Source organism: Gracilimonas sp. (assembly GCF_035704785.1).
In the GTDB taxonomy this organism is placed as follows: Bacteria; Bacteroidota; Rhodothermia; order Balneolales; family Balneolaceae; genus Gracilimonas.
On the sequence record NZ_DASSWP010000065.1, the window covers coordinates 20,791 to 37,750 of the forward strand.

Here is a 16,960-nt window from a genome sequence, read left to right on the forward strand (position 1 = left end):
GTGTTTTTTATTCAATATAACAAATTGCAGTGGATGCTTAAATGATTACATTGCAAAAAGTTATTCGTAGCGTAAACTTTCTATTGGATCAAGTTTTGATGCTTTGAATGCCGGATATACCCCAAATACAATTCCTATCACTAACATTCCAACGAATCCACCTATAACTGACCATAAGGGTATCACAGCTTCAGTTTCGATCCATACTGCCATCAAATTACCTACGCCTATGCCCAGGATCATACCAATAACACCTCCAATCTGACAAATAAAAATAGCTTCCATCAGGAACTGGCTTACTATTGCTTTCCGGGTAGCACCAACCGCTTTTCTGACACCAATTTCCCTTGTGCGTTCCGAAATAGATACCAGCATAATATTCATTACGCCAATACCCGCACCGAGCAACGTGATGAAACCAATTGCAAAACCACCAATATAAAGGGCGCCTGTAAAGGCGTCAAAAGTTCCGGAAAGACTTTCATTTGTTGAGATCTCAAAACTATTATCTTCCCCGGGACTCACCTTTCTTATTACCCGCAGAATCCCTGTTATTTCTTCAACCGTTTCTTCAATAAAATTAATTTCAGGAGCACGTACCTGAATACTTATATTTCTGTTGGCTCCATATGCGTTTATTGCCGTTGTATAGGGAATGAGCACGAAGTTATCGAACGATTGTCCAAAAATCTGCCCTTTTGACTCCAGTATTCCTATCACAGTATAAGGCTTACCGCCAAATCGTATTTCTTTACCGATAGGATATTGGTTCTTAAAAAGATCGTTCTGTACATCTTTTCCAAGGATTACAACATTCCTGCCATATTGAACATCATCCCTGGTGAAATTTCGGCCATCCTCAAGCTCATAAGAATTATTCAGTAAATAATTTTCATTACTGCCCCTCACCCCTACATTTGGTTCAGTCTCTTCTTCTCCGAAAGAGATCTGTGTTACTCCAAACCCTTCGTCAGGACTCATAGATTCACCTAAATCCATCAAGTCATCTAACCGTTCAGCGGTCTCAAAGTCAATGTATTTTCTGTTACGTACATCGTCACTCAAAGACCCCATCTGTACCGCCGGTGTTCTTGTCACAAGGATCACATCACTGCCCATCATGCTCATCGTGTTCTTAAAGAAATTATCAAGAACAGCTACCGCAGTTGTTGAGACAATGACTGAGAACACCCCAATTACAAGAGCAAGAAGGGTTAAAAAAGAGCGAAGCTTATTTGCTTTAAGCGAATCGTAGGCTTGTTGTGTTGTTTCTTTAATGTGCATAATTATTCAAACCTCAGTGATTCAATTGGATCAGATTTAGCAGCCCGGTATGCAGGGATAAATCCAAATATAACCCCTACTATGGTACAGATACTAAAACCTAAAATTACTACGCTTACATTCATAACCGCTACAAATACCTGATTTATCAGTATAGTCAACCCACCTGCAAGTGCTACGCCAATAACTCCCCCCAGTAAACAGATCGAAATGGCTTCTAATAAAAACTGAGTTAGAATCTCCCAGGATTTAGCCCCTACTGCTTTTCTGATCCCGATCTCTTTGGTACGCTCTCTCACCGAAACAAACATTATATTCATTACCCCTATACCACCAATCAAAAGTGAAAGCCCGCTAAGGATAAAGCCTACAGCATAGATTCCTGCTTTCATTCCTTCAAGCTGTTTCTTAAAAGCCTCCGGTTTATTAAGTGCAAAGTCGTTTTCTTCTGTGGCATCAAGTTGACGAATACGCCTCATGATCCCTTCCAACTCATACTCTCCCTGACGAAATGAGGCCTGATCAGGGAATTGAACACCGATTTGTAAACCGCTCCGTAGACCATAGATTTGACCATAAGCAGATATTGGAATTATGATCCGGTTATCTGTGTCTTCCAGGCCCATAAACTTGCCCTGTTTTTCAAGAACCCCCACAACAGTAAATCTCTGCCCTCCCAAACGAATTTGTTTACCTAAAGGATTTTCAATTTCAAACAATGCTTCCTTCAAAGTGTTTCCTATAACGGCAACTTTTGACCCCGAATGGATCTCCTCTTGAACAAACATTCGCCCGTCAGCAATATTTAATCCCTGTATCGAAAGATAATTAGCAGTAGCACCTGTCAAACCCACACCTTCTGCTATCTTTTCCTGGTACCTGATCGAGGTACCCCGGTTGGCGGCTGCTGTTACATTGCTGGCATATCTGCTGTAATCCCGAATTTTTTCCACATAATCTATATCCATCTCTTTACGGTTCCGGTACTCCCACCATTTATATTCACCTCCTCCCATTCCCCATGGCCATTTTTCAACATAAACCACATTTTGCCCCATCATTGCCATGCTTTTTTCGAAGGTAATATCCATACCCGTAGTTACCGAGTCTACAATGGTTACCATGGTGATCCCAATGATAATACAGAGAGCCGTTAGTATGGATCGAATTTTGTTTGTCCTAAGAGCGCCAAGAGCAATTTTAAAGCCCTCAGTAAAACTGTTTATTATTCTCATATGATTTTTTTGATGTGGTAGCTTGATGCCATACGAAAGTAATTAGATTTCGTTACACTTAATTTTAAATAATCCTTCTTATTTTACTTTTTCATTTACACGCTAACAATTCAGTACCTTCGAATAAAATTCAGACTTATGAAATTAGATGTACTCGTTTTTGCTTCCCATCCGGATGATGCAGAATTAAATTGCGGAGGAACCATTGCCGCCCTTACTGCACAAGATAAAAAAGTTGGCATCATTGACCTGACCAAAGGTGAAATGGGTACTCGTGGTACAGAGGAAACCAGGGCTACTGAAGTTAAAAAAGCTTCTGAGCTCTTATCAATCTCATACCGGGCTAATTTAGATCTTGGTGATTCACTCCTTCTTAACACCAGAGATAATCAGTTTAAGATCATCGAGCAGATACGGTTAACTCAACCTCATATTTGCATTACAGGGGCTCCCTTCGATCGTCATCCCGACCATGCAAAAGGAACAAAACTTGTACTGGATGCACTCTTTTACTCAGGCTTAAAGAAGATCACAACCCAAAATGAATCCGGAGAAGCGCAAGATACATGGCGACCTGCACATATTCTTCATTATATGCAGGACCGGCCTTTTGAACCGGATTTCGTTTTTGATATTTCTGAACATTGGGATACCAAACGAAATGCAATGCTTGCATTCGAAACACAGTTCAATATTAGCGATCCCGGGAACGAGCCTGAGACGTACATCTCTTCTGAAAATTATTTCAAACAGCTTGAGGCTCGTGCAAGATATTTTGGACATCTGGCCGGTTTCGAGTTTGGAGAACCATTCAAATACTACCTTTCCCCCACACCGCTTAAAAATATGGATGTGTTTTTTGAACACACTCCCAAAAGATGATATTTAAACTGATCACTTTTGCTTTGAAAATCAGTCTTCTTTCTCCATCTTAGCTGGCAATATTTAACTTTAAAAACATTGCTGGAATATGGACTTCTCTAAACAGAAAAAAGGAACAACTTCCGTATGGGCAGGTGAAACTGACAACTTTCATGAGGAAAGCCCTTCAGTCCCAATATTCAATACCGTCACTTATGCATATGATGATCTGGATGAATGGTACGAAGTTGCAAAAGGAAACAAGAAAGGCCATATCTATAGCAGGAATACAAATCCTACCGTAAAAGTTTTAGAGAACAAGATCCGTATTTTGGAAGGCGGTGAGGATTCCATCTCGTTCTCAACCGGAATGGCTGCCATCAGTAACACACTTTTTGCTCTGTTGAAACCCGGTGATCGCGTAGTATCGATCAAAGATTCGTATGGTGGAACGAGTAAAATATTCCTGGAACACCTTCCAAAGTTCAACATTGATGTTACACTTTGTGAGACGGAAGACCACGAGCAGCTTGGAAAAGAGATCAGTAAAGGTTGCCAACTGGTGTACCTGGAAAGCCCTACAAATCCAACACTAAAAGTCATAGACCTGCAAAGAATTGCTAAAGCTGCCAAAAAGGTTGGGGCTATTACAGTTTCAGATAATACATTTGCTTCTCCCATAAATCAAAACCCTCTTTCACTTGGTGTTGATCTCGTTGTTCACAGTGCTACCAAATTTTTGGGAGGTCATTCCGATGTTATGTGTGGCCTTTTATGCGGCAGAAGTGAACTAATAAAAAAGGTCTTTCAATATCGTGAGATAATGGGAGCAAGTTTATCTGCTGAAGCAGCTTACACTGTTATTAGAGGGATGAAAACTCTGGAGCTCAGAGTACAAAGGCAAAATGAAAGTGCTCTTAAAATTGCCCGTTATTTAGAGAAGCACCCAAAAGTAGATCAGGTTTTTTATCCGGGACTGGAAAGTCATAAAGGGCATGATATTGCCAAAAAACAAATGTCCGGGTTTGGGGGTATTTTAAGCTTTGAACTGAAAGGTGGCTATGAATCGGTTAAAAAACTGCTGCATAACATGAAGTTTGTTCATCTCGCCGCTAGTCTTGGCTCTGTAAGTACGTTAGCAGGTCCTCCCCGCACTACCAGTCATGTGGAACTCTCTGAAGCTCAGCGTAAGCAATTGGGAATATCTGAAAGCTTGATCAGATACTCTGTTGGTATTGAAAACGCAGAAGATCTATTAGAGGATCTTGAAGCAGGGCTTGATCAGATTTAAACCCCAGGGTCAATCCGGTTCAATACTCACAAATCTTTCAATATTACGGGACATCTCAATACGCGTAATAAAAGACTGAATGATCTTTTTATATAGTTCTTTACCCAAAATCTTATCCTCTATTCCTGCATCAATATTCGGATTGTCGTTCACCTCGATCACGTACACCTTATCATCCAGCATTTTTAGATCAACACCGTACAGGCCATCTCCCATCAATGCTGCTGCTTTGGTTGCAGACTTCAGAACTTTTGCGGGGACTTCGTCAATAGAAAGCGTTGCAGAATTTCCGGTCTGGTCTTTTTTAGGGCCTTTCCAATTATAGATCTGCCAATGCCCTTTAGCCATAAAATACTTACAAGCAAATAGTGGCTGATTATCAAGCATCCCAATACGCCAATCATAATCGGAGGGTAAAAACTCCTGCCCGATGATCAGGTCTGAATTTTTAAATAGTCTGTCAAGTGATTCGCGCATTTCACTGCAGCTAATTACTTTAGTTACTCCTAAAGAAAAAGCACTGTCAGGTTGTTTTAAGATTATTGGATACTTTAGATTTTCAAGATCTTTATCCTTAACCAATCCTTTGTAGAACACATTAGTCTCCGGAGCAGGTATATTGTTAGTCTTTAAACGCTCATGCAAATAGATCTTATTTGAACATCTTAAAATTGACCAGGGGTCATCAATTACAGCCAGACCTTCAGCATAGGCTTTGCGCGAAAACTGATAGGTATAATTATTGACATTCGTAGTTTCACGGATAAAAAGAGCATCAAATTCGGACAAGCGATTATAATCTTCCTTTGTAATGTATTCAGTGTACACATCAAGATCGTCAGCAGCTTCCTCCAGCTTTTTCATCGCCCTTTGGTCTGAAGGCGGGTTTTCTTCTTTAGGATCAATGAGGATTCCTAAATAATATTTGTAGCTTTTTAGTTTAGGCCTATGGAATCTCTTTGTTTTAAAATATTGCTGTGCAAAGTCTTGCACAGTTTCGAAATCGGTTAGATCAACCTTACTCAGGCTCAATGGAACCAACCGTTTTATATCCCACCTTTTCCCTTTAATAAAGCGTACTGTAAACATCGGCGCTTCAAACATTTGATAGAGCTTCTGTCCTAAAACTTTGTAATCCGGATTAACAACCTGTCCGAAATACACATTCAACTCAAGTTTATCCTCGGCACATTTCTGGAGTGACTTTTGGATCACTTCATCGATATCATCCGCAATAGAGCGGATAACACTTAGGTCCTTAAAATCCCTGATGGTTGTTACGTTAGGAATGGCCCGATGTTCCCTGGCAGAAGCTAATAACGATACATAGTATCCCATGGTTTGATAGCGGTAGGAATTACACAAATTGAATACCCGTAATGCCCGTTCAGAGAATAATTCTTTGTTTGAGGTATAATCTTTAGATGAGACGATCTCCACATTATCCAAGGCTAAATTCCAGTCCTTGGGTTCGTCAACTACTATAATATTAGAGATCCTTGTTTTGCTTTCGGCTTCAGAAAGTTCTTTCACCATCCTCAAAGCATCTCTTCCCTCTTCATAATAATCCTTTATCGGTCCGGCGGACTCAAAACCAAACTTATTATACCATGAGATGAGTTTTTTATTATCAACACTCGCTTCCAGTGTAATACGTTCAGCACCTCTCTCTTTGGCAATAAACTCAGTTTTATCTATAAGTTCTTTGCCAATGCCCGTTCCCTGAAATTCGGGATCCACAGCGATGGAAAAGATCCGAACCGATCTTTTGTACAGGTAAAGAATCAGGCATCCGACAGTTATATAAGCACCATTATGCTCAGCCTCAGCGATCCAAACCTGCTGAAAGGTACTTTTGAGACTTAAATTTAAAACTCGCCTAGAGCTTTGTTGGTAGGCAGGGAAAGCTTTTTTTTCAAGAGTAAGCAGAAGATCCAGATCACTTATAGCCGATCTTCTGAGAAAGATATTCATTATCAAATCCGTTAGTTATTCTACAAAATTACGCTAAAAAATTTTATGTAATACAATATAAAATAAATTTTTAAACCTGATTTAGTGCACCAAATATTTTTCTTCAAAGCATTCACTGATCTCATTTTTTAGAAAATCATGAACCGGCTTATTTCCGGCTATAATTCTTTTTCCAAACAGCCAGTTGTCTCCTCCTTTCCAATCCGAAACAACTCCTCCGGCCTCTTTGATTATCAGTGATCCGGCTGCAACATCCCAGGCACTGAGCCCATATTCATAGAATCCCTCGAACCTTCCACATGCCACATTGCAGAGATCCCACGCAGCAGTTCCCGGGCGTCGGACTCCATGCGTTTTATCCATCATTCTTTTGAAAAGTTTTAAGTAATTGTCTACCAAATGCAGATCACGGTATGGAAATCCGGTTCCGATCAATGACGATGAGGGATCTTTGGTTTCTGAAATTTTAATAGGTTTACCATTTAAAAAGGCCCCTTCTCCTTTAACCGCCGTAAATAATTCCTGATGAGCTACTTCCAGAACTAACGCAACCTTAGGTTCTTTTTCTTCCCACAAAGCAATAGACACACAATATGCGGGAAAATTGTGCGCAAAGTTGGTAGTCCCATCAATTGGATCGATGATCCAGATACGCTTATCAGGCAATTCTGTTATGTGGGTAGACTCTTCCGCTAAGATCTGGTCATTGGGAAATGCCCCTTTTAGTATTTCAATGATCTTCTTTTCTGATGCCAAGTCAGCATCCGTCACCAGGTCATTTTTTCCTTTCAAAACTACATCAAACGAAGATTCCTCAGCATATTCATTAATAATTTTTGAAGCTTCTGCTGCTGCTTTTTTTGCTGTGTTTAGTTCTTCTCTATAATTACTCATTCTTAAATTGCACCCAAATATCGAATTAGTATTTTAATTACCGTCAAATATGTCTTTAAGAATATTCCCGCCTTTTTCTTTCAGATAATCTTCTACGATCTTTTTGATCACGGTTTCATTCGGGCGAACCGTTGGATTTGAATAGTTTCCTGTGATCACCAAAGGTACAGAAATCGTCCCATTTTCTTGTGTCAGTGCGTTTACGGCCTGTTCGCCAATTACGCTGGATAGTCCTTTTTTAAACGTACCGGGAAGTGCAATTACAGCCTCATAATCAATTTCATCATTCCCAAGGTGATGTGTGCCACTCATTTCAAGACCGATCTTATCACTGGTTAAATTCAGTTCTTTAAAGGTCAACACTTCATTTGTAATGGTAAATTCTGACCTCCATTCATCCAGAGCGAGTGTTTCCAGTTCTTTTACATTAAGGAAATTAGCGACCTTCATCTGTATCGGATGATTGACTAATCGGGCTTTGGTCATTCCAAATGAGCCTTCTGCATCAATTGTTGAAAGTACCGGAGATAGAGCCGGATTCAGATCAGAAACATAATTTACATCTGCACTGAAAGCACCTTCTACATATTTATGAATGGTACTGTTCTCACCTAAAAATCCCGTATCCCGGAAGAAAGCTTTGGCAGCAAGGCTGTCAAGTGTACCGGAGAAATTGATTCTTGTGTCGGTGGGAGTTGGAATATCCCAGATCATATTTCCGGTCGCGCTCCCTTCAAACATAGTTGCTTTAGCATCGCGGAGAACGAGCTTTTCAGGGGTCATTTCACCGGAACCGCTAACATCTGTCAAATCGATCCCTAAAATAATAAGTTTTGAGATCTCAGCCCCAACATTTGCATTGATCTCCGGCAATTCAATGGGAATGGGTTCATTGGGATCAGTTTCTTCATCCCAATCAATCATCTCATCCATGTTCAGCAAGGTGCCGCTATAGTTTCCGGTAACACTTGGAAGCTCGCTCTGTGAAACGTTTTCTTTAATAAAACTGAGATAATTACTCATTTCACCTGCAAGCTGTATATCTGAGGAACCAAATTTCATTGTGAAATCTGTCAGGTCCATGGTTTCGGGAGATACTGTAAGCTCCCCCCCCAGATCCGTTACCGGTAGCGGAAGTGAATCTCCCCTTGCAGTTACATCACTTAAATTTAGCTCTCCATTAAAATCAATTTTCAGCGGATCACCGGCCGGGCCTTGAGCTTTTAAATTCATCACCGCATTCCCAGCCAATTCATTGATCCAAGGCTTCAACTCATAATATCTGCTTACATCACCTAACTGGGCATTTCCATCCATTGTTAGATTTAGTATTGGATTGTCAGAAAGGTACTCTTGAATATTTCCCGTCACAGAGAGTTCGTTATTCCCGGTTTTAAAATTAGCTTGGGAGATCACAAGGGTATTCCCGGAAACGGTTCCCTCAAAAGTAATGTCTTCAATGGGTTCGGCAACCGATGGATGTGCAAAATAACCATTGGTTAAACTAAGTGTGCTCGACTGCAATAGATTCTGAAAATCAAAAGGCTCCAAATTCCCTTTTAGTACAATATTTGATTGAAGATCACCTCTCATCATCAATGTGTCTTCATCGATAGGATAGAATTCTTTGACAGTTGCCAGATCAACGTTTACCTCTCCGGTGACGTCTATACTTCGTAAAGCTTTATCCAGCGGGTCATCTACTGAACCGGTAAATCTGAGGCTGTTTCCTGCCGCACTAAGACTTGCACTCTGAATATTGATCATCTTATTCGTGGCGCTCATATCTATATCAATGTTCTCGATTGGCTGTGAAACGCCGGCATACTGAATCAGTCCATCAGAAAAAATGATAGTGCCATCAAGCTCCGAATTTTCGGAATCTTCAACCTGTCCTTTTGCATTTACGTCGACAATGAGTGTACCGGCCATCCGCTCAATATCAAAATCACTGATCGCATAAAAACTTTCGATGGTTGAAAGGTTAATATCGCTATCAATATTCAGATCGTATGCCGGGTTGTCCTCCAGTGGATCAAATAAAGTTCCGGTAACAGATATAGTATTTTGAGCGGCTTTGGCTTCAAAGGTCTGCAGTGAAATTTTGTTGTTATCTGCAATAAACGAAAGTTGTATATCCTCTATAGCCTGGGGCAGTTCGTTATTTTTGATATAACCATCCTCTACTGTGACAGTAAAATTATAATCCGGGATCTGACTCTCTGAATATCGTCCTGAAATAGTTCCTTTAATATTTAATTCACCTTTCGTTTCAAGTCCCGTTACATATTCTTCAAACTCCGGGGGAACCAAAGTCAGTAAATCCCCAAAATCATCTGTTGAACTTGAGGTCGCTAAATTGATATTCATTGCCTCGTTGCTCCAGGAATCGACCTGCCCTTCCAGATCTAACATTAAACCCCGAATTGCAAGACTTCCTTCCTGTATAACCAATTGTTCATTCTCTAGATCAAGAGTAGAAATTTGATCTAACTGTAAAGCAAGATCATTCAGATAATTTTCTCCGTCTATGTTCACCGTTAACGAATTGAGTTCAGAAGTTAGGTCGGTTTCAATCAGATCTGCATATTTCAGAGATAGCTGTGCATTTAATCCGTTGGCAAGGATCTCCGTTTTCGAGTCATGATCGTAATAGTGCAGCTTGCCGTTTGTGATACTTAAGTTAGGAATAGCCAGTGATATTCCTTCCTCATCCGTAGCGGGATCTTCCGGATCATCAGCTAACAGAAAATCAATATTTGATGTGCTGTCTTCATAAATGGTATAATAGATCTCCGGAGAATTCAGAGACAGTTCTGTAATATTTACATCTCCACTTATTAGTGGGATTATTTTAACCGATAATAACAGCTCGTCTAATTTTACGATTGTCTCGCCGTCCTGATCCGGGATTCTTACCCCTTCCATACTTACTCCGGCATTCGGAAATGACCTGAACAAACTCAATGACATTTCTGAAACTTCTACTTCTGTTCCAAGGTTTTCAGTAAGCTTGGGAACTACCGTGTTTCGCAACCGTTCGTCATTAAAGTAAATATTAACTCCAATTACCAAAATTATGAGGGTCACCAAAAAACCGGTAAGTATTTTTAAAAACAATTTCATTGTAGCGTACCAATTATCTTTTTTGTTCTTCTCTTGAATTTGATTTTTAACGGACTGGTATCAGTCAATTTTCCAATGATTCCAATAGTGATCCGGCATACATATTTAGTCAACCTAATGATTTGTTGTTCCTTAAAGTATTTATCTAAACAGCAATTTGAGCTAACTAATTCAGATATTTAAAATACTTTTAAAAAGAAAGTGTTCAACTATAAATAGAGCTATTTAAGTTCTTTAATCTCATTAAAAAAATGAGGATATTCATTCTCTAATTTTATTAAAAATCAACTACTCATGATCATCCCTATAGCCAGCGACCACGCCGGATATCCCGCTAAAGAGACCTCCATTAAATTGTTAAAAGATCTCGGTCATGACATTGTTGATTTTGGCACTCATTCTGAAGATTCCGTGGATTATGCTGATTTTGCCGTTGAAGTTGCAAAAAGGATAAATGATGGAGAATATGAACTTGGAATACTTATTTGCGGAAGCGGGCAAGGCGTTTGCATGACCGCCAATAAATATCCAAAAGTACGGGCAGGACTTGTTTACTCAAAGCATTCCGCTGAAATGACCCGTCTCCATAACAATGCGAATATTTTATGCCTTCCGGGAAGAGAATTGGATGAATCTCAGATCAAAGAAATTCTTGATATTTGGTTGACCACAGAATTTGAAGGCGGACGCCATGAACGCCGGATCAACAAAATTGAATCATTAACACAACAAAAATAAAAGTTGCCGATGAAATCGCTTCAGGAACAAGACTCTGAAATTTTTGAACTGCTTGAAAAAGAAACCGATCGCCAAAATTATAACCTGGAACTGATCGCTTCTGAAAATTTTGCATCCAAAGCGGTGATCTCAGCTATGGGAAGTGTCCTCACTAATAAATATGCTGAGGGATATCCCGGAAAGCGTTATTACGGCGGTTGTGAATTTGTTGATGTAGTGGAAGACCATGCCCGTGACCGTGCTAAAAAACTATTCGGGGCAGATTGGGTGAATGTGCAGCCTCATTCCGGAGCTACAGCTAATGCTGCTGTTTATCTCGCTTGCATGAAACCTGGAGATACTCTTTTGGGTTTCGATCTTTCTCATGGCGGTCATCTCACACACGGTTCTCCGGTGAATTTTTCTGGGATCAATTATAATGCTGAGTTTTATGGTGTTGAAAAAGATAACGGCCGCCTGGATATGAATAAGATCCGTGAGCGCGCGAAAAAAGTTAAGCCTACGATGATATCCATTGGAGCCTCCGCCTATCCGCGCGACTACGACTATGAAGCGTTTCGCAGTATTGCTGATGAAGTTGGGGCGCTGCTTTGGATGGATATGGCTCATACTGCCGGGCTCATCGCCACCAAGAATTTGAAAGACCCCCTTCCCCATGCCCACGTAGTTACCACCACTACCCACAAAACGTTGCGTGGCCCTCGAGGCGGAATGATCCTGGTTGGTAAAGATGGGGAAAATACCATTGGAGTGACTGCAGCAAAATCAGGTAGAACAAAAAACTGGGGTGAAGTTTTCGATTCAGCTGTCTTTCCGGGAACACAGGGTGGCCCGTTGATGCACGTAATAGCGGCTAAGGCTGTATCTTTTAAGGAAGCTTTGGAAGACGATTTTAAAACCTATCAAACCCAGACACAGAAAAATGCCAAGGCTATGGCAGATAAATTCATTGAATTGGGTTATAACCTGGTGAGCAACGGTACCGACAATCATCTCATCCTTATCGATCTTCGAAATAAAGGACTGAATGGTAAGATTGCTGAGGATGCTTTAGAGAAAGCAGCTATCACAGTAAATAAGAACATGGTGCCTTTTGATACCGAAAGTCCTTTTGTGACTTCCGGAATACGGATAGGTTCTCCTGCCATGACTACCCGTGGACTTAAAGAAGCTGAATTTGAGCAAATTGCAGTTCTTATCGACAGAGTGCTTCAAAAGCCTGAGGATCAGGAAAATCACAAGAAAGTAGAGCAGGAAGTTCGTGATCTGTGTGATCGTTTTCCTCTGTATGATTTTGTAACAGCCTAATCCGGAGAATCAGCATTGGAACAACGCCAAATCATGGAAGGCAAACCACCAGAGGCTAAGAAACCGGCCGATAGAACAGATACTATGTCTTTCCTCGAACACCTTGAAGAATTGAGGTGGAGAATCATTAAAGGACTTGTCGGAGTCTTGGTGGGCATGATAATCGCCTTCTTCTTTGCCGATTTCTTTGTGGAGGATGTCATATTAGGCCCAACCCGGTCTGACTTCTTTATGTATGATCTGTTACAGGTTGATGCCGTAAATTTTGAGCTCCAGAGCCGGCGTTTGCCCGGGCAATTTTTCACCTATTGGGGCACCCTTTTTGTGATGGGCTTTTTGATCGGCTCTCCTTTCTTTATCTATCAAATGTGGTCATTTATTGAACCTGCACTGGAAAGAAAGGAAAAGAAAAAGTCCTATTTCACTTCCTTTTTTATCACTTTTTTCTTTTTGCTGGGTGTAACTTTTGGATATCTGATATTGGTTCCCTTTGCGCTTCAGTTCTTTGCCCAGTTCCAGATCTCAGATATTATTCGCAATGATTTTGACATCAATGAATATTTCAGCTCCGTTGCTATGTGGGTGGTAGCATGTGGAATCATCTTTCAAATTCCGGTGGTCAGCTATTCATTGTCGAAGATAGGCCTGCTTACTCCGGAATTGCTTAAGAAGTATAGAAGACACGCATTGGTTTTATGCTTAGTGGTAGCAGCTCTGCTCACTCCTCCCGACCCTATCTCCCAGATTCTTATCGCACTGCCGTTAACGGTATTATATGAGTTGTCAATTTGGATAAGCAGATACGCAAACCGGAAACGGAAAAAAGAGCTTGATGAAGCTATCACTGGTGTATCTGAAAGCGAAAAATAAGGTTTGATGAAATTTAGTTCAGGTTATGGTTTTAACCTCTTTAACCTGTATCTTTTATCTACAATAATAAGCCGGATAAATGAGTTTATCCGTTAGTCAATACAAAAAATTTAGAGTTTTTGAATCAAATAATGACACTATTAAAAAATATATTTTCTGTTTTTATTCTTTTCCTTCTCACCGTTTCAATTTCATCTTGTGATGAAAGTAATCCTTTTGAAGTCGATTACTCCGATGCACCGGAACCTTTTGATATCGAAAATACAACCATGGTTGAATCAGAGTCCGGTTTGGTATATTACATAGTGGAAGAAGGCAGTGGAGCATTTGAGGTCGAAATAAGAGATGCGGTTCGGGTATACTATACAGGGAGAAAAGTTGATACCGGAGAGATCTTTGACAGTTCTTATCGAAATGGAAATCAGTCACCGACTACTTTCAATTCCTTAGATAACCTCATTGAAGGTTTTAGAGAAGGCTTAATTGGAATGAAAGAGGGTGAGAAAAGAGTGTTGATAATACCACCGGACCTTGGTTATGGAGACTCACCTAATTCCAGTCTCCGAAATGATACTTTACGTTTCGATGTAGAATTAGCAGCTATTCTCAGTAATTAAAGATACATCCTTTTTACTTTTGGGGAGATTGCCGTGGTTATTTCGTACGGTATCGTCCCCATTTTTTTTGCCCATTCCTTTGCAGACAACATTCCGTTTTTCAGAATAGTTACCTCTTTTCCTTGTGGTATTTCTTCTCTTCCCAAATAAACCGTTAAATAATCCATGCTTATGGTGCCCACCTGCGGATATAATTCATTACCAATTTTCACCTGAAAAGCATTACTCAAGTTTCTGAAAACCCCATCACCGTATCCCACAGGTATAACACCTAAGTATCCGGCTTCCGGTGCTTCCCACCTACTTCCATATCCCACCAGATCACCTTTCTTTAGCTTCTTCACCTGAACCAGATTAGATTTCCATTCTATAGCCGGTTCCAGATCAGGAATCTCAACTTCCCCCGGGGCATACCCATATAAGCAAACACCCGGACGAACTGCATCAAACAAGACTCCCTTATCATGATAATAGAAAATAGCTCCGCTATTGGCTGTATGGGTCATTAATTCAGTGGAAAACTGAGCTCTTATATCGTTAAAAATATCAAGCTGTTTGGTAACTCTTGGATGATCCTTTACATCAGAATTCGCAAAGTGAGTATATATTCCAGTGTAATCTAACTCTGTAATATTCACCTTCTGAATTACTTCAGAAACATCCTCCGGTAACATACCCAGGCGGAACATTCCCGTATCAAAATGAATATGGGCTTTTGTTCCGATTTCAAGTCGTTCAAATACAGACAGGTCTGAAATACTAGCTGTTATGTTATGCTTTTTATATAAAGACTCTTTACCAATAGGAGGAATTTCAAAAACAAGAATTGGATTTTTGACCCCGTGTTCCCGCAGCCTAATAGCTTCATCTAAACTCGCTGTGCAAAACCACTCTACTCTGTCTTTCAAATAATCAGCAACCGATAATGCTCCGTGGCCATAAGCCTCATCCTTTACCACAGCCATTCGCTGCACCTTCTTCCCTATTCTGTCATTAACAGCCTCGAGATTACTGCCTATTTTTGAAAGATGAACATACAGAGTCGAACTCAACGTTTACCTCAGCTAAATGAAAAGATTCTTTTTCTATTTTTTTTCAGGATGACCTGAGCTGCATTATAACCCGCAGCACCGAACACTCCTCCACCCGGATGGCAAGAAGCACTGGCCAAATATAAATTTTTAATTGGAGTTTCGTATTGGCTCATCTCAGGAATAGGCCGAAACATGAACATTTGATCAAAACTCATTTCCACATGCATCACATTTCCTTTTAAAAGGCCGTGTTTGCGCTCAATATCCAATGGTGACTGAATATACCAGTCAATGAGTTTGTCCTTCATATTCGGGGCATAATCCGTGACTACATCATAGATTTTTTGCGCCTCACGCTCCCGGATATCATCCCACTTCAATCCATTGGCCAATTCATATGGATGCCACTGCGCCCATGCAAATAAGGTATGCTTCCCATCCTTAGCAACCTGAGGGTCTATCTTAGAAAAGGTCATACATAATACAGCCGGCTTTTCAGGCGGAAGTTTCTTTGTGTAATCACCGATCGCATTATTCATGTACTGAACAGAGGGTGCCAGTAGCTGAATTCCATTATGAATATCAGGATCATCCGGAGCCGCTGTATACTCTGGTAGTTCTTCAACCGCACAGCGGATCACCATCCCAAATCCATTTCCTACATTAATGTTTTCGACCTTACTGAACATGGAATCATCCAGATGATCACGCCCTACCATCTTCATCATCGTGGTTTGAACATGCGCATTTGAGACGATGGTTTTAGCCCGGAATTCTTCTCCATTTTCAGTCTGAACCCCAAAGGCTTTCCCATTCTCAATCAGTATTTTTTTAATGGGATGATCTGCAAGGACCTTACCGCCATACGCCTCTATCATGTTTTTCATGGCCTGAGTGAGCATACCGCTTCCCCCTTTGGGATGTTTGGCTCCACTCTCGTGCAGCATCGACTGCCAGCCGGCAAAATCTCCCGTAGCCGAATGATCCGGTAATGGGCCGGATTGTGCCGCAAACCATAAGATGGCCGCTTTCATGTATGGGCTCTCAAAGGCATCATCTACCACTTTCCCATAACTGGAAAGTATTTTTTGAAGCCCCGATTGCTGCTCTCCTTTTTTAAACATAGAGCCATCCCTGATCTGAGCCTTGGTCATCTCAGCAAAAATATTCCCGGCTGAGGGTTTGGTCATAAATGCCTTCAGCACGCTCTTGTTGATCTTACCCCAAAAATCGATGAACTCCTGATAATTCTTGACGTCTTCGGGAGCCACCTTTGAAATAGATTCCAGCGTACGCTCCACATCTTTCCAGAAATGGATCACTCCTTTTCCTGTATGCACGGGATACGACATGATCGGGTCCATATCGATATACTCCAGTCCGTATTTCTTCAACTCAAGCTCTTCGATGATCCCGGTTTGATGGATCATGATGTGAACGGAAGAACCCACATCCATCCGAAATCCATTAGGATTCTCTTCGGACTTGAACATGGTCTCGGTTCGCACAGCGCCGCCAATGGTAGAATCCCTCTCAAGTACCAAAACCTTATAGTCATTTTTGGCAAGGTAGCAAGCGGTAACTAACCCGTTATGGCCCGAACCGATCACAATAGCATCAAAATTTGGCATATTCTTCTTTCTGATTTCAAGTGGAATGATGATGAACTTTTACTAAGTTCTGCAAACAGAATCCCACTTTGGATTCATTCCAAGTTCACCAAGAAAG

General features: G+C 40.8%; 13 protein-coding genes. 6 read left to right on the forward strand and 7 right to left on the reverse strand.

Annotated features, from left to right (window positions below; genetic code table 11):
• Positions 1–60: 60 nt before the first annotated feature.
• Together VFM80_RS03570 and VFM80_RS03575 are read right to left on the reverse strand one after the other, a co-directional pair.
• On the reverse strand, positions 61–1,284 hold the full coding sequence (locus VFM80_RS03570; RefSeq protein ID WP_395069625.1) for an ABC transporter permease: 1,224 nt from the start codon (positions 1,282–1,284) through the stop codon (positions 61–63).
• A gap of 2 nt (positions 1,285–1,286) precedes the next feature.
• On the reverse strand, positions 1,287–2,519 hold the full coding sequence (locus tag VFM80_RS03575; RefSeq protein ID WP_395069627.1) for an ABC transporter permease: 1,233 nt from the start codon (positions 2,517–2,519) through the stop codon (positions 1,287–1,289).
• A 138-nt stretch (positions 2,520–2,657) separates the two neighbouring features.
• Between VFM80_RS03575 and bshB1 the strand changes: the two genes are divergently transcribed.
• Positions 2,658–3,401 carry a bacillithiol biosynthesis deacetylase BshB1 gene (gene bshB1 / locus VFM80_RS03580; protein ID WP_395069629.1) on the forward strand — a complete coding sequence of 248 codons (744 nt, stop codon included), beginning with the start codon at positions 2,658–2,660 and terminating at the stop codon, positions 3,399–3,401.
• Positions 3,402–3,489: 88 nt separating this feature from the next.
• Positions 3,490–4,671 carry a cystathionine gamma-synthase family protein gene (locus tag VFM80_RS03585; RefSeq protein ID WP_395069630.1) on the forward strand — a complete coding sequence of 394 codons (1,182 nt, stop codon included), beginning with the start codon at positions 3,490–3,492 and terminating at the stop codon, positions 4,669–4,671.
• A 9-nt stretch (positions 4,672–4,680) separates the two neighbouring features.
• Here VFM80_RS03585 and VFM80_RS03590 read toward each other — a convergent pair whose 3' ends face one another.
• The 3 genes from VFM80_RS03590 to VFM80_RS03600 all read right to left on the reverse strand — a co-directional run bounded on the left by VFM80_RS03590 (position 4,681) and on the right by VFM80_RS03600 (position 10,665).
• Positions 4,681–6,645, reverse strand: a complete 1,965-nt coding sequence (locus VFM80_RS03590; RefSeq protein WP_395069632.1) for a GNAT family N-acetyltransferase — start codon at positions 6,643–6,645, stop codon at positions 4,681–4,683.
• A gap of 81 nt (positions 6,646–6,726) precedes the next feature.
• Positions 6,727–7,539 carry an inositol monophosphatase family protein gene (locus VFM80_RS03595; RefSeq protein ID WP_395069634.1) on the reverse strand — a complete coding sequence of 271 codons (813 nt, stop codon included), beginning with the start codon at positions 7,537–7,539 and terminating at the stop codon, positions 6,727–6,729.
• A 33-nt stretch (positions 7,540–7,572) separates the two neighbouring features.
• On the reverse strand, positions 7,573–10,665 hold the full coding sequence (locus VFM80_RS03600) for an AsmA-like C-terminal region-containing protein (RefSeq protein WP_395069636.1): 3,093 nt from the start codon (positions 10,663–10,665) through the stop codon (positions 7,573–7,575).
• Between the two features lie 294 nt (positions 10,666–10,959).
• Between VFM80_RS03600 and rpiB the strand changes: the two genes are divergently transcribed.
• From rpiB to VFM80_RS03620, 4 genes are all read left to right on the forward strand, one after another.
• A complete protein-coding gene (gene rpiB / locus VFM80_RS03605) occupies positions 10,960–11,403 on the forward strand; it encodes a ribose 5-phosphate isomerase B (protein WP_395069638.1) in 444 nt (147 codons plus the stop codon).
• Positions 11,404–11,412: 9 nt separating this feature from the next.
• A complete protein-coding gene (glyA, locus tag VFM80_RS03610; RefSeq protein ID WP_395069640.1) occupies positions 11,413–12,711 on the forward strand; it encodes a serine hydroxymethyltransferase in 1,299 nt (432 codons plus the stop codon).
• A gap of 33 nt (positions 12,712–12,744) precedes the next feature.
• On the forward strand, positions 12,745–13,581 hold the full coding sequence (gene tatC / locus VFM80_RS03615) for a twin-arginine translocase subunit TatC (protein WP_395069642.1): 837 nt from the start codon (positions 12,745–12,747) through the stop codon (positions 13,579–13,581).
• A 131-nt stretch (positions 13,582–13,712) separates the two neighbouring features.
• On the forward strand, positions 13,713–14,198 hold the full coding sequence (locus VFM80_RS03620; RefSeq protein ID WP_395069644.1) for an FKBP-type peptidyl-prolyl cis-trans isomerase: 486 nt from the start codon (positions 13,713–13,715) through the stop codon (positions 14,196–14,198).
• Here VFM80_RS03620 and alr read toward each other — a convergent pair.
• Both alr and VFM80_RS03630 read right to left on the reverse strand, forming a co-directional pair.
• Entirely contained in the window at positions 14,195–15,250 is a 1,056-nt protein-coding gene (alr, locus tag VFM80_RS03625) for an alanine racemase (protein ID WP_395069646.1), read from the reverse strand. The genes VFM80_RS03620 and alr overlap by 4 nt on opposite strands.
• 8 nt (positions 15,251–15,258) lie before the next feature.
• A complete protein-coding gene (locus VFM80_RS03630) occupies positions 15,259–16,863 on the reverse strand; it encodes a phytoene desaturase family protein (protein WP_395069648.1) in 1,605 nt (534 codons plus the stop codon).
• Positions 16,864–16,960 lie beyond the last annotated feature (97 nt).